Origin of the sequence: Aeromonas sp. FDAARGOS 1409, assembly GCF_019048705.1 — a bacterium.
GTDB classification, from domain to species: domain Bacteria; phylum Pseudomonadota; class Gammaproteobacteria; order Enterobacterales; family Aeromonadaceae; genus Aeromonas; species Aeromonas sanarellii.
Genome location: NZ_CP077395.1, coordinates 3,268,976 through 3,285,116 on the forward strand (window position 1 = coordinate 3,268,976; position 16,141 = coordinate 3,285,116).

Consider the following 16,141-nt stretch of genomic DNA (forward strand, 5'->3'; position numbering starts at 1 on the left):
GCGCGTTGCGGGAGCCTGCCGGGCGGGCACTCCCATCGGGGTTGGCGTGCGTCGCGCTGCGCAGTCCACACGCACAGCACGCACAGACCTGGCCTTGGGCAATCAGCCCTGCTCCAGGTTGCCACTGTTGTCATCCCCGTCGAGCAGCTGGTATTTGCGCAGCATGCCCCTGAACTGGTGGTAGCTCAGGGCCAGCAACTGGGCCGCTTTGCGCTGATTATACTGGGATTGCTGCATCGCTTGCTTGAGTAAATTAATCTCGTATTCCGCTACCGCCCCCTTGAGATCCAGCGGCAGGTTCGGGGCAGAGGCACCGTTTACCTGTGTCGGCTCGGGGGTTGCGGCAACGGTCTTGCCGGTGGCATTGGGGCGCCAGGGGGAGTCAAAGGGGTTGAGCACCAGCTCCGCCAGCGGCAACTGGGGGTTGCCCTGGCGATAGAGGCTGCGCTCCACCACGTTCTTCAGCTCCCGCACGTTGCCGGGCCAGGGGTAGTCCAGCAGCAGCTGGGTCGCCTTGCGCGAGAAGCCGGCAAACAGCGGATAGCCCAGCTCCCGGGTCATGCCGTGGGCGAAGTGCTCCGCCAGCATCAGGATGTCCTCGCGCCGCTCCCGCAGCGGGGGCAGGGTGATGACGTCGAAGGCGAGCCGGTCCAGCAGATCGTGGCGAAACTGCCCCTTGTCGGCCAGCGCCGGCAGATCCTCGTTGGTGGCGCACACCAGTCGCACGTCCACCTTGAGCGCCTTGGCGCCACCCACCCGCTCGAACTCCCCGTACTCGATGACCCGCAGCAGCTTCTCCTGCACCCGGGCGCTGGTGGTGGCCAGCTCGTCGAGGAAGAGGGTGCCGCCGTCGGCCCGCTCGAAGCGGCCCTGATGGCGCTTGGCGGCGCCGGTGAAGGAGCCCGCCTCGTGGCCGAACAGCTCGGTCTCCAGCAGGCTCTCGCTCAAGGTGGCGCAGTTGATGGTGACAAAGCTTTGATCCCAGCGATCCGAGAGATAATGTAGGCGGTGGGCGATGAGCTCCTTGCCGGTCCCCCGCTCGCCGATGATCAGCACGGGCTTGCGCAGGGGCGCGAGGCGCGAGGCCTGCTCGATGATTTCTAGAAACGCGTTGGATTCACCCAACAGACTTTCCGTGGCCGTGGTCATCCCTGCCCCTGTATCGTTGAAAAATCTGGTTAATCTTACCAAAAGTTGGTTATTTTAATCATCTCTTGTTTCTGGGGCACTTGAATGTCAACGGGAGTGCCCATATAAATCAACAAGTTAATAATTGTTCCAGATTGGCACACAAGTTGCCATTGTCAATGGAGAAACAACCCGATGCCTATCACAGGAGTACAATCATGAGCATTTTTTCCCGCCTGGCCGACATCATCAATTCCAATCTGACGTCCCTGCTCGACAAGGCGGAAGATCCCCAGAAGATGGTGCGTCTGATCATCCAGGAGATGGAAGATGAACTGGTGAAGGAGCGCTCCAACCTGGCCCGCTTCCTCGCCAACCAGAAAGAGATCGGCCGTCAGGTGAGCCGCCATCAGGAGCGGGTCGCCGAGTGGCAGGGCAAGGCGGAGCTGGCCCTGACCAAGGGACGGGAGGATCTGGCCCGGGCCGCCCTCATCGAGAAGAGCAAGCAGACCGAGCTCGCCGACACCCTCGAACGGGAGCTGCAGGCGGTGAACAGCGGCATCGACAAGCTGGGGGAGGAGATCCGCCAGCTGGAAGCCAAGCTGGAAGACGCCCGTGCCCGCCAGAAGGCGATGGCCATTCGCAGCGAAGCGGCCAGCAGCCGCCTCAACGTCCAGAGCCAAGTGGCCCGTGGCGGCAGCCAGTCCGTGGTCAGCAAGTTCGAGCGCATGGAGCGCCGCATCGACGAGATGGAGGCCCGCGCCGATCTGGGCCAGTCCGACAAGGCGCTCGCCCAGCAGTTTGCCGAGCTGGAAGCCGACGATCAGATCAGCCGCGAGCTCGAGGCCATGCGCCAGAAACTCGGTCAGAGCGACAGCAAACAGGGGGAGTAACAGATGGAAGATCTGCTGGGTGTGTTGATGGTTCCTATGGTGGTCTTCATGGTGGTGGTGGCCCCCATCTGGCTGGTGCTGCACTACCGTGCCAAGGGGCGGATCGGGGCAGGCCTTGCCGACAGCGAGCGGGAACAGTTGCAGGGGTTATTGGCCCGTGCCGAGAAGATGCAGGAGCGGGTCGGGGCGTTGGAGTCGATTCTGGACGCTGAAGTCCCGGGCTGGAGGAGCAGGGTATGACACAGTGGAGCAGAGAGAAACGCAATCTCTATCGTGACCCCCAGCGGGGCAAGATAGCGGGCGTCTGTGCCGGTCTTGCCGACTACTTCGGCGTCGAGACTTGGATAGTGCGGCTGCTGGCCATCAGCGGCCTCATCTTCGCCGGTTTCATCACCTTCACCGCCTACATCGCCGCCTGGTTCCTGCTCGACAAGAAGCCGGTCACCCTCTACGGGGAGCAGGAGGAGGAGTTTGCCGAGGTGCGCATGAAGGCGCGCAGCTGGCAGGCGGGGATCACCCCCCATCAGGCCCTGGGCCGCATCGCCCGTGAGCTCGACAGCCTGGAGCCCAGGGTGCAGCGCCTCGAGAAGCTGGTGACCTCCAAGGAGTTCACCCTGCAGCGGGAGTTCAGCAAGCTGTAATGCCCTGGGCCCGAGGGTGATGCCTCGCGGCCCCTGCGCCCGACCTGACAACAAGGAGACAAAGACCCGCCTTGATACGCAACAAACTCGAACACTCCTGGTCCGTGCTGCAGCACAAGGCCTTCGAGGTGGTGAACCGGGCCCGGGATCGCCACATCCGGCTGGCGGTCACCGGCCTCTCCCGCAGCGGCAAGACCGCCTTCATCACGGCGCTGGTGAACCAGCTGGAGCACGCGGCCATCGACGGCCGGCTGCCGCTCTGGGATGCCCAGCGCCAGGGGCGGATCCTGGGGGCCCGCCGGGTGCCCCAGCAAAACGCCCACATCCCCACCTTTCCCTACGAGCGGGGCCTGGACGCCCTGTTTGGCGAGCCGCCCGCCTGGCCGGAGCCCACCCGCGGGGTGGCCGAGGTGCGCCTCGAGATCCGCTATCGCACCCGCCACCCGGTGCGTCGGCACCTGGGGGAGATCTCCACCCTCTATGTGGATCTGGTGGACTACCCGGGGGAGTGGCTGCTGGACTTGCCGCTGCTGGAGCTCGACTACGAGCAGTGGAGCGAGCAGGTGCGGGAGCAACTGCGCCGCCCCGAGCTGCAGGCCCTGGCCTCGGGCTGGCTGACGCCCGGCTGGCAGGCGGATCAGCCCTTAGAGGAGCGAGCGGCCAGCGAGCTGGCGGCCCGCTACACCGACTATCTGCACGCCTGCAAGCGGGAGCTCGGGTTGCACCTCATCCAGCCGGGGCGCTTCGTGCTGCCGGGGGAGTATGCCGGTGCGCCGCTGCTGCAGTTCGTGCCCTGGGTCTGGGATGCCCCGGCCCGGACCCCGGCCGATGGTACCCTCTACGCCACCTTCAAGCAGCGCTTCGAGCAGTACAAGCAGCACCTGGTGCAGGGCTTCTACGAGCAGCACTTCGCGGGCTTTGATCGCCAGATCGTGCTGGTGGACTGCCTGCAACCCCTGAATGCCGGCGCCGCCAGCTTCGGCGACATGCAGCAGGCCATCGCCCGCATCATGGAGAGCTTCGCCTATGGCAAGAGCAACTGGTGGCGGCGGCTGTTTGCCCCGCGCATCGACAAGTTGTTGTTCGTGGCGAGCAAGGCGGATCACGTCACCCCGGAGCAGCACGCTCCCCTGGTCTCCCTCTTGCAGCACCTGGTGAGTCGCGGCCGGGGTCAGGCCCGCTTCGAGGGGATAGAGACCGAGTGTCTGGCGCTCGCCGCCATCAAGGCCACCGAGGTCGGCAAGGGAATGGCCAATGGCCGCGAGTTCCCGGCCATTCGCGGCACCAGCCTCGCCGGCGAGCCGCTGCTCGTCTTCCCGGGGGAGGTGCCCTCCCAGATACCGCCGGCCCAGTGGTGGCACACCCAGGGCTTCGATTTTCAGGCATTTCGCCCGCTGCCCATGAGCGCCCATCAGGCGCTGCCCCATATCCGGCTCGACGCGGCGCTGGAGTTTCTGCTCGGGGATCACCTCGAATAACCGGCATCGTCCGAAGGAGCAGACAACAAGATGAACGATCAGATCAAACCGGCACCGCTGCAAGGCAAGGTGATCCTGGAACCCGCCCTGGCGGCGCAGGAAGAGCGGCCACCGGCTCCCGCCCAGCGCCTGGAGGAGGCGAGCTTCGAGCGTCTCGAGGCGCTGGACGAACTCACCGAGGTCGAGCCCGCCCTCACCCCCAGGCCGCGCCGCCGCCACCGCCTGCTAGCCTGGGGGCTGGGGGCGGTCGGTCTGCTCTCCCTGGGCCAGTTCGGCACCTTCCTCGTCGATCAGTTTGCCTCGTCTCCGTTCTGGGGCGGCGCCTGGCTGCTCGCCAGCTGCCTGGTGGCGGTGGGCACGGCCGGCGTGGCAGGGCGCGAATGGCTGCGTCTGCGCACCCTTAAAAAACGGCAGGACGTGCGCTCGCGGGCCGAAGACCTGCTCGCCCATCAGGGTGTCGGGCAGGGGCAGGCATTCTGCGAGCAGCTGGCCGAGCGCAGTGGTGACAAGGGGCGGGAGGGGTATCGCACCTGGCTCGCCCAGCTCGACGAGAGCCACAGCGATCGGGAGGTGCTGACCCTCTACAGCCAGCTGGTGCTAACCGAGCGGGACAGGCTGGCACAGGCCAGGGTGGCGAAATGGTCGGGGGAGGCCGCCGTGCTGGTGGCCCTGAGCCCGCTCGCCACCGTCGACATGATGCTGATGCTGTGGCGCAACCTGCGGATGATCGAGGACATCGCCGACGTCTACGCCATCGAGCTCGGCTACTGGAGCCGCATTCGCCTCATTCGCCAGGTGTTTCGCAACATGCTCTATGCGGGCGCCACCGAGCTGGTGACCGAGGTGGGCATGGACTTGCTGGGCGCCGAGCTCACCGCCAAGCTCTCCGCCCGCGCGGCGCAGGGGGTGGGGGCAGGGCTGCTCACCGCCCGTCTGGGCCTGCGCACCATGGAGGCGTGTCGCCCGCTGCCCTGGAGCGCGGACGAGAAGCCGAAGTTGGGCGAGCTGCGCAAGCGGCTGATCGGCCAGCTGGCGGGCTACCTCAACAAGGGGTGAGTGGCGGGCCAGGGGTCGATTGTGGTTGTCACAAATTATTTACAAATGTCCGCGGCAGCCGACCCTTGGGTCGGCTGCTTTTTTGGGGGGCAAACCGTTACCATGATCCCATGGCTCGCAGGCGAGTCACCGCCCGAAGGGCGGGGTCGGCACCCAGAGGATGGAAGCATTCATGGCAAGTCTCTACACGGCGCATCAACCGGATGCACAGGGCAGGGTCCACTACACGGACGAGGAGCACGGCACCTGGCAGATCCTGATCGAACGCCAGCTCGCGGCGCTGGAGGGCAAGGCCTGCGACGAATACCGGGCAGGGTTGGCGCGACTCGCGCTGCCCCGGGATCGGATCCCGCAGCTGGGCGAGATCAACGCCGCCTTGACCCCAGCCACCGGCTGGTCGGTGACTGCGGTGCCCGCGCTCATCTCCTTCGACCGCTTCTTCGCCCTGCTGGCGGATCGCCAGTTTCCGGTGGCCACCTTCATCCGGCGCCGGGACGAGCTCGACTACCTGCAGGAGCCCGACATCTTTCACGAGATCTTCGGCCACTGCGCCATGCTGACCAACCCGGCCTTCGCCCATTTCACCCACCTCTATGGCCGGCTCGGGCTCGGTGCCAGCAAGGAGGAACGGGTCTTTCTGGCTCGGCTCTACTGGTTTACGGTGGAGTTCGGACTCTTGCAGGGGGGCGAGGGGCTGCGTATCTACGGCGGCGGTATCCTCTCCTCCATCGGCGAGACCGCCTACGCGCTTTCCGGCAAACCCGAGCTGCAACCCTTCGATCTGCTGGAAATACTGCGAACCCCCTATCGCATCGACATCATGCAGCCCGTCTATTTCGTGCTGCCGAGCCTGGATACCCTCTACCGTCTGGCACCCCAGGCCATCATGGACGCCGTCGCCCAGGCCCGTCGCCTCGGCCTGCGTCCGCCCCGCTTTGCGCCCGTTTCCGGCAAGCAGGCGAGCTAACCCGTTTCCATCCCCACGATGCTGTAATGAAAGGAGTCCCGAATGTCTGAACTGGCGAGTCAACGATGCGAGGCGTGCCGCGCCGACGCCCCCAAGGTGAGCGACGAGGAGCTGGGCGAGTTGATGCACCTCATCCCCGACTGGCAGCCCCTGGTGGTCAACGGCGAGCTGCAGCTGAGGCGCGAATTCGTGTTTCGCAACTTCAAGGAGGCGCTGGCCTTCACCAATCGGCTCGGCGAGCTGGCGGAGGCGGAGTTTCACCACCCGGCGATCCTGACGGAGTGGGGCAGGGTGACCGTCAGCTGGTGGACCCACAAGATAGGTGGGCTGCATCGCAACGACTTCATCATGGCGGCACGCACCGACGAGTTGCTGAAGTAATCGCCGCCAAAACACGGCACAAGATGGGCCTGCCCGGTGAAAACGGGGCGGGCCCGCATTTTTATGGGGCAGCGCTCGCACTGGCGGGATCGAGTCTGTATTATCCGGTCATTCAGAATGTTAGCTAGGAAGTGTGTGCCGAATGCGTCTTGAAGTCAGCTGTGAAGACCGTCTGGGCCTGACCCGGGAATTGCTCGACCGACTGGTGGAGCACAACATCGATCTGCGCGGCATCGAAATCGATACCTCAGGCATCATCTATCTCAACTTTCCCGAGCTGGAGTTTCGCGACTTCCAGCACCTGATGCCGGAGATCCGCCGCATTCCCGGGGTCTACGACGTCAAGACCATCCCCTACATGCCCTCCGAGCGGGAGCACCACGAGATCGAGGCCCTGCTCAAGGCGCTGCCGGATCTGGTCTTCTCCCTCGACAGCAAGGGGCGGGTGACCCAGGCCAACCAGGCGGCCCTCACCACCCTCGGCTTGTCGGTGGACGAGGTGCGCGGCGTGGCGCTCGGTTCCCTGGTCAAGGGCTTCTCCTTCACCCGCTGGCTGGAGGCGAGCGAGATCAAGCCCCAGACCTGCAAGCTGAGCCTCGGCGGCGAGGAGTACCTCGGGGATCTGATGCCGCTCTTCGTGGCCGAGGAGAAGGGCAGGCAGGCCCTGGCCGGCGCCGTGGTGGTGCTCAAGTCCGCCCGCCGGGTCGGCATGCACTTCAGCGCCCTGCACGCGGTGGAGGTGGGCGGCTTCGAGCATCTGCAGGCCGAGAGCCCCAAGATGAAAGAGGTGCTGGCCCAGGCGGCCAAGCTCGCGATGCAGGATGCCCCCCTGCTCATCGTGGGCGAGACCGGCACCGGCAAGGAGCTGCTGGCCCGCGCCTGTCACGGTGCCAGCCTGCGCTCCAGCCACCCCTTCATGGCGCTCAACTGCGCCGCCATGCCGGACAACGTGGCCGAGAGCGAGCTGTTCGGCTATGCCCCAGGCGCTTTTGGCAACAACACCGAGGGCAAGCGCGGCGTGCTGGAGCTGGCGAGCGGCGGCACCCTGATGCTGGACGAGATCGGCGACATGTCCCCCCATCTGCAGACCAAGTTTCTGCGGGTACTGCAGGACGGCGTGTTCCGCCGGGTCGGGGACGAGCAGGAGGTGAGGGTCAACGTGCGCTTCATCTGCACCACCCAGAAGCAGCTGCTGGATCTGGTGCACGAGGGCAAGTTCCGGGAAGACCTCTATTATCGCCTCAACGTGCTGAGCCTCAGCCTGCCGCCGCTGCGCGAGCGCAAGGCGGACATCATGGCCCTGGCCCAGCAGTTCGTCGCCCGCTTCGCCAGCGAGTTGCAGCGCCCCCGCCCGCGCTTTACCCGCAACATGGCCGAATACCTGACCGCCTACCGCTGGCCCGGCAACGTGCGCCAGCTGCGCAACTGCCTCTACCGTGCCATGACACTGCTGGAAGGGGACGAGCTCGGCCCCGAGCACGTGGATCTGCCGGTGGCGGCCGATGCCATGCCGCTCATCGACGAGTGGTTCGAGGGGGGGCTGGACGAGGCGGTGAAACGCTTCGAGAGCCGGCTGCTGGAGCGGCTCTACCCGGCATTTCCCTCCACCCGCCAGCTGGCCAAACGGCTCGGGGTCTCCCACACCGCCATCGCCAACAAGCTGCGCGAATACGGGATTGGCAAGAAGTAGCCTCGGCGCGACCTGCCGGAGGACTGTCCTGCCCCTCGGGGGCGCCGTTGCGACACGGGGTGACGCACCCTGTGCGTATACGGATGGGGCTCGGCCCTCCGGCTGGTAAGCTCGGTGCGACTCCCCTTCAGGCACACCCTTCATGGGCGTCGGCCCATTCCGGCGCCGGCGTGAACATAAGCGCGGGCATCATGCAGTTGTTTTGTTTCATCCGGATATTGACGTGGCTGGTGCCGCTGGTCTGCATGCTGGTGCTGGCCAACGCCGCCGTGGCCGCCACCTCGGCCGAGGTGCGCAGCGACATGGTGCGCCAGACGGTGCTCGACATCCTCAGCTATACCCGCTGGCCCAGCGAGCCTGCCCGGCTGCAGGTCTGCATCACGGCTCCGACGGAGTACGCGGCATCGCTCCTCGCCATAGACCGCCAGGCCAACGGGCGTCCGGTGGAGGTACATCGCTACGAGTTCGACGACGAGGCGCTTACCCGGCGCTGCGACGTCATCTATCTGGGGATCCTGACCTCGGAGCAGCGCCTCTCCCTGTTCGAGCGGCTGCGGGGGCACGCCATCCTCAGCATCAGCGAGCAGAGCCGCGAGTGCATCGCCGACGCTGTCTTCTGCCTGCAGGCAGGGGAGCGGGTGCGTTTTCGGGTCAACCTGGATGCGCTCGCCCGCAGCGGCGTGCGGGTGCACCCGGCCGTGCTCAAACTCGCACGGGCAGACGAGGATCCGCGATGAGGATCCCGTACGCAGGCCAGAGGCTCACCCTGCGCCAGAGCCTGGGACGCACCCACATGATGATCTCCCTGACCGCCGTCTGCATGGCGGGCCTGTTCCTGACCGTCACGGCACTGCTGGCGCTGCGCCTCTATGCGGATCACAACCTCAAGCTGGTGGCGCGGGCCATCAGCTATACCGCCGAGGCGGCCGTGGTGTTCGATGACGAGGAGGCGGCGAAGGACGCCCTGGAGGCCATCACCTCTCGGGAAGATGTGGCCAGCGCCAGCATTCTGCTGCCCAATGGCCAGGTGCTGGCGAGCTGGCGCCGGGACATCACCACCCCCTGGACCAGCCTGGAGCAGCACCTGGCCCGCCTCATCCTGCCGGGGCCCGTGGTGCAGCCCATGGTGCGGGAGCACCGGGAGATAGCCCGGGTGCACCTGGTCGGCCACGGGCAGTTCCTGTTGCGTTTCCTGCTGCAAACCCTGCTGGCGACCCTGGTGTGCCTGCTGCTCAGCATCCTCGGGGCGCTCCATGTGGCGCGCCGCATGCAGCGCTCCATCACGGCCCCCCTCAAGGCCCTGACCGAGGTCGCCTACAACGTCAGCCGCCAGCGCGCCCTCAAGCAGCGGGTGCCGGCGGCCAATATTGCCGAACTGCACGAGCTCGGGGAGGACTTCAACTCCCTGCTCGACGAGCTGGAGGCCTGGCAGGCCCATCAGAAGCGGGAGAACGCCAGCCTGTTGCACCGGGCGACCCATGACGCCCTCACCGGCCTGCCCAACCGCGCCCTGTTCGAGGCGCGCCTGGGGCAGGCCATCCAGGCGGGCAGCACCCAGCAGGAGCGCTTCGCCCTGATCTATCTCGATTGCGACCGCTTCAAGCAGATCAACGACAACCTGGGCCACGGCATCGGGGACGAGGTGCTCATCGCGCTGGCGCGTCGGGTGCAGCACCAGCTCAGGCCGCTGGATCTGGTGTGTCGCCTCGGGGGGGACGAGTTCGTCATCCTGCTCGCCCCAGTTCGGGGAGATAGCGAGGTGCATGAGGTCATGGCGCGGATCCAGCAGGCGATGAGCACCCCTGTGGTCCTGAGCGACGGCCGCCATCTGGGGGTGGGCATCAGCATGGGCGCTGCCCTCTATCCCGAGCAGGGGGAGACGGCGGACGCCCTGTTGCAGTGCGCCGACGACGCCATGTATCAAGCCAAACGACAACGGAAGGAGGAGGGGAGAGAGCACAAGAGAGCCACGTGAAGTTGAACCGAATTAGTGTAAGGATGATAACAATGACCATTTTGAACCCGATCAAAACGGGGCTTGTCGCGCTGCTGCTGACGTTGCTGGCCGCATGCCAGAGCGTGCCGCAGGGGCTCACGGCGGAGCAGGTCGCCACCCTCAAGGAGCAGGGCTTTCACCTGACCGACGAGGGCTGGACCCTGGACATCTCCAACAAGGTGTTGTTTGCCAACAATGTCGGGGCCCTCAATCCCCAGACTCGTCAGGTGGTGGAGCGACTCGGCAAGGCCCTCATCGGCGTGGGACTGAACCGGGCCAGAGTTGACGGCCACACCGACTCCAACGGCGAAGCCGCCTACAATCAGCAGCTCTCGCTGAAGCGGGCCCAGTCCGTGGCCGACGTCCTGATGTCGGTGGGGATGCCCCAAGGGAACCTGGATATCCGCGGCCGCGGTGAAGAGGCGCCCATCGCCGACAACGGCACCGCCGCCGGACGGGCGGAGAATCGCCGCGTCGCCATCATCATCGGCAACGACTGAACCCCCAACCCTGCGTCGGCGTCACGATCCCGCCGGGATCCCGTTTCTGTCAGTCCGACTGCGTGTGTGCCACCACTCTCCTGGCGGGGAGTGGCCCTCTCGCCCCGACCCATGCCCCTTCGACGCTTGTACTCCCCATGGCTTGCCGGCTGACAGGATCGGGGAGACGAGTCCCGTGCCCTGGGCTTGATCCAGCACAAGTAAGGCTCAATTGATATTCGTTATCATTTGCATTATTTCCAGATGGTAGCCCCTCGTGATGACACCCCTGCTGACCCCGACCATGACCGGGCTTGCGACCCCGGATCCCCTCAGATTCGCCTTTACCGCCAAGACCTCTGCCCACGCCAGCCGGGGCGGCGGGGGGCCGCTGATGCTCGACGATGCAGGCTGGCACGCCTGGTGGCAGCGGGAGAGCGAGGCCGGGGAGCGGGCGCTCTACATCCACATTCCGTTCTGCCGCAAGCGCTGCAGCTTCTGCAACTTCTTCGAAAACGGCGCCAACCCGACGCGCATGAGCCGCTATGTGGCGGCCCTGTGTGACCAGCTGAGCCGGGCGGCGAAGACACCGCTCGCGCAGAGCAAGCCCTTCTCGGCCGTCTATGTGGGAGGCGGCACGCCGACCGACATGGCGGTGGCCGATCTGGCGCGCCTCGGCGAGGCGATCCGCGCCTTCCCCCTGACCCTGGATGCGGAGCTGACCCTGGAGGGACGGCTCAACGGTTTCGATGACGCCAAGTGGCAGACGGCCCTGGCGGGGGGCTTCAACCGCTTCTCGTTCGGGGTGCAGAGCTTCGATACCGGGGTGCGCCGGCAGGCGGGCCGTTTCGACGACAGGGAGACCCTGCTCGCCCGGTTGGGGGCGCTGACCCGGGGCGACGAGGCCGTCATCGTCGCGGATCTCATCTTCGGCCTGCCCGGTCAGGACGACACCGTCTGGCGTCAGGACATCGCGGACGTGATGGCGAGCGGCGTGCACGGGGTGGATCTCTATCAGCTCATCCCCATGGCGGGCACCAACCTGGCGCGCGCCGAAGCCGGGGGCAAGGCGGGATGGTCGGCGGACGGGCAGCAACGGGCCGCCATGTATGCCCATGGCGCCAGCACCCTGGAGGCGGCCGGATGGCAGCGGCTCTCCTGCAGCCACTGGCGGCGAAGCGATGCCGAGCAGAGCCACTACAACCAGATGGCGAAGCGGGGCGCCGAGATCCTCCCGTTCGGGGCGGGAGCGGGAGGCAACGTGCTGGGCCACGGCCTGATGTATGGCCGGGATCTGGCCGCCTGGCACGCGGCGCTGGCCGCGTGTGTGCGCGCCCCCGGCATGGTGATGAGGCCCAATCCGGATGCCCGCCTCGACGGGCTGCTGCGCGGGGCGCTCGACACCGGATGGCTTGTCCTCGGGCGCTTGCCATCCCCTTTGCGGGCGCATTTGTTGCCGCTCTTTGAACGCTGGCAGCAGCATGGCCTGGCCGAGCTGACCGGGGAGACCCTGGCGCTGACCCTGGCGGGGCGTTTCTGGAACGTCAATCTGCAGGCGGGGCTGTTTGAGTATCTGCAGCGCAATCCGTTGGCAGGGTCGGAGACGACCCCCGCCCATCCGGCGCAGGCCGTGCGCCATTCGCTGGCGTGAGCTTGCGGGCAGGCGGCCGGATCCTGGCAAAGAGGGGATGACGAAAACGGGGGCGCCACTGTGCCCCCGTTTTTCGTCAGCCGTTGTCGACCTCTTCCACCCGCACTCGCAGCTGCCCCTCTGCAAGCGTGGTGACCAGGGGCTGGCCGGCACTCACCTGGCCGGCTCGGCTGATCACCTCGCCGGACGGGGTGCGCACTATGGCGTAGCCGCGTCCCAGGGTGGCCAGGGGGCTCACCCCGTCGAGGCGTGCGCTCAGCATGGCGAGGCGGTGGCTCGCTAGATCCCGGCGCCTGGCGATCAGGGCGTGGAGCCGCTCCTCGGCGAGCTGATGGCGGCGCTTCCCGGCTGCCAAGTGCTTCTCCGGGCTCTGGGCCTGCAGGCGCAGCTCGAGGTTGGCGAGGCGTCGCTCCCCCAGATGGAGGCGGCTTGCCAGCAACTGCTGCAACCGGCGGTCGAGCTCGTCCAGGCGCTGGGACTGCTGCTCCAGCCGGCGCTTGGGATCTTGATGATCGAGCCGCTTCTGCAGCAGGACGAAGCCGTGGCGGGCGGCGGTCTGATGCCGGGTCATGGCCTGGGTGAGCCGCTGGTGCAGGTGCACCAGGCGCTGGGCGCGGGCGCTTCTGTCCGGGGCCACCAGCTCGGCGGCGGCGGAGGGGGTGGGGGCGCGAAGATCCGCGGCAAAGTCGCTGATGGTGACGTCCACCTCGTGGCCCACGGCGCTCACCACCGGGATGGTGGAGTGGGCAATGGCGCGGGCCACCGCCTCCTCGTTGAAGCACCAGAGATCTTCGAGGGAGCCGCCGCCGCGCCCGACGATGAGCACATCCACCTCGACACGGCGATTGGCCAGGGCAATGGCCGCGACGATCTGGGCGGTGGCGGCGCTGCCCTGCACCTGGGTCGGGTAGATAAAGACGGGCAGGTCTGGCGCCCGGCGCCCCAGCACCGTCAGCATGTCGTACAGGGCGGCGCCGGTGGCCGAGGTGACGAGGCCCACGGCGCGGGGCTCGCGGGGGAGCGGGCGCTTGCGGCCCTCGTCAAAGAGCCCTTCGGCCCCGAGGCGGCGCTTGAGCTCCTCGAAGCGCAGGGCCAGCATGCCATCCCCGGCGGGCTGCATGCTCTCGATGATGAGCTGGTAGTCGCCCCGGGGTTCATAGAGGGAGACTCGCGCCTGCACCAGCACCTGCATGCCATCCTGGGGACGGAACGGCACCCGGCGGTTGTTGCCCTTGAACATGGCGCAGCGCACCTGGGCCGACATGTCCTTGAGGGAGAAGTACCAGTGGCCGGAACTTGGCATCGCCAGGTTGGAGAGCTCGCCGGTGAGCCACACCAGCCCGAGATCCTGCTCCAGGATCATGCGCACGGCGCTGTTGAGGCGGGTGACGGTGAAGATCTGCTGTTGTCTGCTCTGACTGGCGGGTTCGAGGTGATTCAAGGCTGGCCCTGCTGTGGTGTCCGCCGGGGCGGGAGAAACGATGGGGGTCATCTTACCCCAGTTGCGCCCATCTGCCGAGCCATGGGTCCGGCAGATGACGCGGAGCCTAGGCTTGTGCCTTGGCCGGTTTGGCGGCTCTGGCGGGGCTCACCACCAGCCAGACCGCGAAGCAGACCACGGCGCCGCCGAGGACGAAGCCGCCGGTGAGGGTCTCGCCCAGCACCAGATAGCCCCACAGGATGCCGAACGGCGGAATGAGGAATGTGACAGTGAGGCTTCGCAGGGGGCCGATGTCGGCGATCAGCCTGAAGTAGAGCAGGTAGGCGAAGGCGGTGCAGAGGAAGCCGACCGCCAGCACGCTGGCCCAGACCCCGGGTTGGGCCCAGTCGACGGCGGGGCCGGTGGCCAGGGTGTAGCCGAAGAAGGGGAGCAGGAATAGGACGGCGCCGATCTGGCTGCCAAAGGCCACCAGTTTGGCGTCCAGGCCCCCCCGCTCGGTGACCCAGCGCCTCGTCAGGAAGCCGGCGCAGCCATAGCAGGCGGTGGCGATGAGGCAGGCCAGCACCCCGATGGCCAGTTGACCGCTCAGGTCGACTTCCCCCGTGGTGGTGGTGAGCCCGATGCCCACCAGCCCCAGCATGACCCCGACCCACTTGCGCAAGGTCAGCACCTCGTGGAAGAAGTAGAAGCCGATGAGGGCCCCCATCAGGGGCGTGGTGGCGTTGAGGATGGCGGAATAACCCGCGGGCAACCAGAGGGCCGCCACGGCATACATCAGGAAGGGGACGCCGGAGTTGATGATGCCAAGCACCATGATGGATTTGAGCTTGCCCTGAAACTGCATGGGGGTGCGCAGCAGCAGGAGCATGGCGGCGAGCCCGACGAGGGCGAAGAAGACCCGCAGGAAGGTGGTGTTGATCGAGCCGAAGGCCGGCGCCGCGATGCGCATGAACAGGAAACTGGCGCCCCAGATGGCCGCCAGTGCCAGCAGCCTTCCATAATCCGATGTTCTCATGCTCTCTCCTTTGACATGGCGGGCCGCGCCATGGTGGCGGGCAGGCTTTGCATCATGCAGGGCCTGCCCGTCTCTGGCAACCTCAGGGTCAAGGCGAAAGACAAGCAAGGCACCCCCCGGGTGATGCCTTGCCCTTTGCGCCGCCGTCACTCGTCCCCGGGCTGGCTGACGAAGGCGATCTTGTGCAGGCCCTGCCGGGAGGACTGGGCCATCACCCGGGCGATGACGCCGTACTCCACGCGCTTGTCGATGCGCAGCTGGATCTCGGGAACCTCTGGCTTGGCCTGGCCGGCCTCGCTCATCCTGGTGAGCAGCGTCGCCTCGTCGACCTCCTTGGCGTTCCAGTAGATCTTGCCGGCCCCGTCGATGGAGAGCACCACGTCCTCCTGCCTGGGCTGGTTGGCCTGGCTGCTGGCCTCGGGCAACTCGAGCTTGACCGCGTTGGTGAGCAGGGGGGCCGTGATCATGAAGACGATGAGCAGCACCAGCATGACGTCGATCATGGGGATCATGTTGATCTCACAGAGTGGCTGATCGTCCGACTCACCCGGCAGTTTGCCAAAAGCCATTATCGCGGTCCCCTCTTGACGGACTCGACGGTGGCGAGCGGGGTGACCTTGGCGGAGCCTTGCGCAAACCCGGTCACCAGCAGGGTGAAGAGGTCATGGGCAAAGTCGTCGAGAGCCGCCAGCGTGAGACGGTTGCGACGCACGAAGAAGTTGTAGACGAGTACCGCCGGCAGGGCGACGGCGAGGCCGAAGCCGGTCATGATCAGCGCCTCGCCGACCGGCCCTGCCACCTTGTCCAGACTGCTCTGGCCGGCGGCCCCTATGGCCAGCAGGGCGTGATAGATGCCCCAGACGGTGCCAAAGAGCCCGACGAAGGGGGCCGCCGAGCCCACGGAGGCGAGGAAGGCCAGACCCTGCTCCTGGCGGATCCGCTCGGCCGTGATGGCCTGGCGCAGGGCGCGCAGCAGAAAATCGTCGGGGGAGCCCAGCGCAAGGGTGGGGGGGCGCTCCTGCATCCGGCCCAACTGGGCCATGGCGGCGAGGGCTGCACGGGTCACGCGGCCATGGCTCTCTTGCGGCGGCGTGCGGGCGAGCTGGCGCTCCACCTCGTGCAGACTCTCCTGCCGCCAGAAGTCGGCGATGAAGCGGGCGCTGTGCCGCTGTTCGCGAGCCCCGAGCCAGAGCTTGAGCAGGGCGTAATAACAGGTGCCAAGTGACATCAGCACCAGCAGGATCAGCGGGACAAGCCCGATCCCGGAGCTCTGGCTGAGCAGGTGGGCGATGCCCATGGCGTGGGTGTCGACTTCCGGATTCATG

The 16,141-nt window shown here is 66.6% G+C and carries 17 protein-coding genes; 12 read left to right on the forward strand and 5 right to left on the reverse strand.

The genetic code is table 11. The features are described from left to right. Nucleotides 1-102 precede the first annotated feature (102 nt). Entirely contained in the window at nt 103-1,149 is a 1,047-nt protein-coding gene (pspF, locus tag I6L39_RS15395) for a phage shock protein operon transcriptional activator (protein WP_216990136.1), read from the reverse strand. 197 nt (nt 1,150-1,346) lie between these two features. Here pspF and pspA point away from each other — a divergent pair, with 197 nt between their 5' ends. From pspA to hutW, 12 genes are all read left to right on the forward strand, one after another. Then, on the forward strand, nt 1,347-2,021 hold the full coding sequence (gene pspA / locus I6L39_RS15400; RefSeq protein ID WP_042075501.1) for a phage shock protein PspA: 675 nt from the start codon (nt 1,347-1,349) through the stop codon (nt 2,019-2,021). Nucleotides 2,022-2,024: 3 nt separating this feature from the next. Further along, entirely contained in the window at nt 2,025-2,261 is a 237-nt protein-coding gene (pspB, locus tag I6L39_RS15405) for an envelope stress response membrane protein PspB (protein WP_042075503.1), read from the forward strand. Beyond that, the gene (gene pspC, locus I6L39_RS15410; protein WP_042075505.1) at nt 2,258-2,662 is read left to right on the forward strand and encodes an envelope stress response membrane protein PspC; all 405 of its coding nucleotides are present in this window, start codon (nt 2,258-2,260) and stop codon (nt 2,660-2,662) included. Before pspB ends, pspC begins: the two co-directional genes overlap by 4 nt. 71 nt (nt 2,663-2,733) lie before the next feature. Further along, nucleotides 2,734-4,140: a YcjX family protein gene (locus I6L39_RS15415; RefSeq protein ID WP_216990137.1), complete on the forward strand. Its 1,407-nt coding sequence runs from the start codon at nt 2,734-2,736 to the stop codon at nt 4,138-4,140. 30 nt (nt 4,141-4,170) lie between these two features. Continuing rightward, nucleotides 4,171-5,196, forward strand: coding sequence for a YcjF family protein (locus I6L39_RS15420; RefSeq protein WP_216990138.1), 1,026 nt, complete (start codon nt 4,171-4,173; stop codon nt 5,194-5,196). Between the two features lie 172 nt (nt 5,197-5,368). Continuing rightward, a complete protein-coding gene (phhA, locus tag I6L39_RS15425) occupies nt 5,369-6,163 on the forward strand; it encodes a phenylalanine 4-monooxygenase (RefSeq protein ID WP_209792031.1) in 795 nt (264 codons plus the stop codon). Nucleotides 6,164-6,205: 42 nt separating this feature from the next. Further along, nucleotides 6,206-6,544 carry a 4a-hydroxytetrahydrobiopterin dehydratase gene (locus tag I6L39_RS15430; protein WP_042075512.1) on the forward strand — a complete coding sequence of 113 codons (339 nt, stop codon included), beginning with the start codon at nt 6,206-6,208 and terminating at the stop codon, nt 6,542-6,544. Nucleotides 6,545-6,686: 142 nt separating this feature from the next. Then, a complete protein-coding gene (tyrR, locus tag I6L39_RS15435) occupies nt 6,687-8,234 on the forward strand; it encodes a transcriptional regulator TyrR (RefSeq protein WP_209792035.1) in 1,548 nt (515 codons plus the stop codon). Between the two features lie 191 nt (nt 8,235-8,425). Beyond that, the gene (locus I6L39_RS15440; RefSeq protein WP_216990139.1) at nt 8,426-8,971 is read left to right on the forward strand and encodes a YfiR family protein; all 546 of its coding nucleotides are present in this window, start codon (nt 8,426-8,428) and stop codon (nt 8,969-8,971) included. Then, on the forward strand, nt 8,968-10,209 hold the full coding sequence (locus I6L39_RS15445; protein ID WP_216990140.1) for a diguanylate cyclase: 1,242 nt from the start codon (nt 8,968-8,970) through the stop codon (nt 10,207-10,209). The genes I6L39_RS15440 and I6L39_RS15445 overlap by 4 nt, the downstream gene beginning before the upstream one ends. A gap of 32 nt (nt 10,210-10,241) precedes the next feature. After that, nucleotides 10,242-10,730, forward strand: a complete 489-nt coding sequence (locus I6L39_RS15450) for an OmpA family protein (RefSeq protein ID WP_216990141.1) — start codon at nt 10,242-10,244, stop codon at nt 10,728-10,730. A 259-nt stretch (nt 10,731-10,989) separates the two neighbouring features. Next, entirely contained in the window at nt 10,990-12,360 is a 1,371-nt protein-coding gene (gene hutW, locus I6L39_RS15455; RefSeq protein ID WP_216991815.1) for a heme anaerobic degradation radical SAM methyltransferase ChuW/HutW, read from the forward strand. A gap of 76 nt (nt 12,361-12,436) precedes the next feature. Here the strand turns inward: hutW and xseA are convergent, their stop codons facing one another. The 4 genes from xseA to I6L39_RS15475 all read right to left on the reverse strand — a co-directional run bounded on the left by xseA (nt 12,437) and on the right by I6L39_RS15475 (nt 16,140). Further along, entirely contained in the window at nt 12,437-13,723 is a 1,287-nt protein-coding gene (xseA, locus tag I6L39_RS15460) for an exodeoxyribonuclease VII large subunit (RefSeq protein WP_254203783.1), read from the reverse strand. 184 nt (nt 13,724-13,907) lie between these two features. Next, on the reverse strand, nt 13,908-14,816 hold the full coding sequence (locus tag I6L39_RS15465) for a DMT family transporter (RefSeq protein WP_216990143.1): 909 nt from the start codon (nt 14,814-14,816) through the stop codon (nt 13,908-13,910). Between the two features lie 146 nt (nt 14,817-14,962). After that, complete coding sequence (locus tag I6L39_RS15470) at nt 14,963-15,385, reverse strand: biopolymer transporter ExbD (protein ID WP_216990144.1); 423 nt, start codon at nt 15,383-15,385, stop codon at nt 14,963-14,965. Continuing rightward, a complete protein-coding gene (locus I6L39_RS15475; RefSeq protein WP_216990145.1) occupies nt 15,385-16,140 on the reverse strand; it encodes a MotA/TolQ/ExbB proton channel family protein in 756 nt (251 codons plus the stop codon). The genes I6L39_RS15470 and I6L39_RS15475 overlap by 1 nt, the downstream gene beginning before the upstream one ends. Nucleotide 16,141 lies beyond the last annotated feature (1 nt).

Excerpts from the sequence above, each read along its gene's own strand:
- pspF (WP_216990136.1), bottom strand. The coding sequence starts at position 1,149 with ATGACCACGGCCACGGAAAGTCTGTTGGGTGAATCCAACGCGTTTCTA.
- pspA (WP_042075501.1), top strand. The coding sequence starts at position 1,347 with ATGAGCATTTTTTCCCGCCTGGCCGACATCATCAATTCCAATCTGACG.
- pspB (WP_042075503.1), top strand. The coding sequence starts at position 2,025 with ATGGAAGATCTGCTGGGTGTGTTGATGGTTCCTATGGTGGTCTTCATG.
- pspC (WP_042075505.1), top strand. The coding sequence starts at position 2,258 with ATGACACAGTGGAGCAGAGAGAAACGCAATCTCTATCGTGACCCCCAG.
- I6L39_RS15420 (WP_216990138.1), top strand. The coding sequence starts at position 4,171 with ATGAACGATCAGATCAAACCGGCACCGCTGCAAGGCAAGGTGATCCTG.
- phhA (WP_209792031.1), top strand. The coding sequence starts at position 5,369 with ATGGCAAGTCTCTACACGGCGCATCAACCGGATGCACAGGGCAGGGTC.
- I6L39_RS15430 (WP_042075512.1), top strand. The coding sequence starts at position 6,206 with ATGTCTGAACTGGCGAGTCAACGATGCGAGGCGTGCCGCGCCGACGCC.
- tyrR (WP_209792035.1), top strand. The coding sequence starts at position 6,687 with ATGCGTCTTGAAGTCAGCTGTGAAGACCGTCTGGGCCTGACCCGGGAA.
- I6L39_RS15440 (WP_216990139.1), top strand. The coding sequence starts at position 8,426 with ATGCAGTTGTTTTGTTTCATCCGGATATTGACGTGGCTGGTGCCGCTG.
- I6L39_RS15445 (WP_216990140.1), top strand. The coding sequence starts at position 8,968 with ATGAGGATCCCGTACGCAGGCCAGAGGCTCACCCTGCGCCAGAGCCTG.
- I6L39_RS15450 (WP_216990141.1), top strand. The coding sequence starts at position 10,242 with ATGACCATTTTGAACCCGATCAAAACGGGGCTTGTCGCGCTGCTGCTG.
- hutW (WP_216991815.1), top strand. The coding sequence starts at position 10,990 with ATGACACCCCTGCTGACCCCGACCATGACCGGGCTTGCGACCCCGGAT.
- xseA (WP_254203783.1), bottom strand. The coding sequence starts at position 13,723 with ATGATCCTGGAGCAGGATCTCGGGCTGGTGTGGCTCACCGGCGAGCTC.
- I6L39_RS15465 (WP_216990143.1), bottom strand. The coding sequence starts at position 14,816 with ATGAGAACATCGGATTATGGAAGGCTGCTGGCACTGGCGGCCATCTGG.
- I6L39_RS15470 (WP_216990144.1), bottom strand. The coding sequence starts at position 15,385 with ATGGCTTTTGGCAAACTGCCGGGTGAGTCGGACGATCAGCCACTCTGT.
- I6L39_RS15475 (WP_216990145.1), bottom strand. The coding sequence starts at position 16,140 with ATGAATCCGGAAGTCGACACCCACGCCATGGGCATCGCCCACCTGCTC.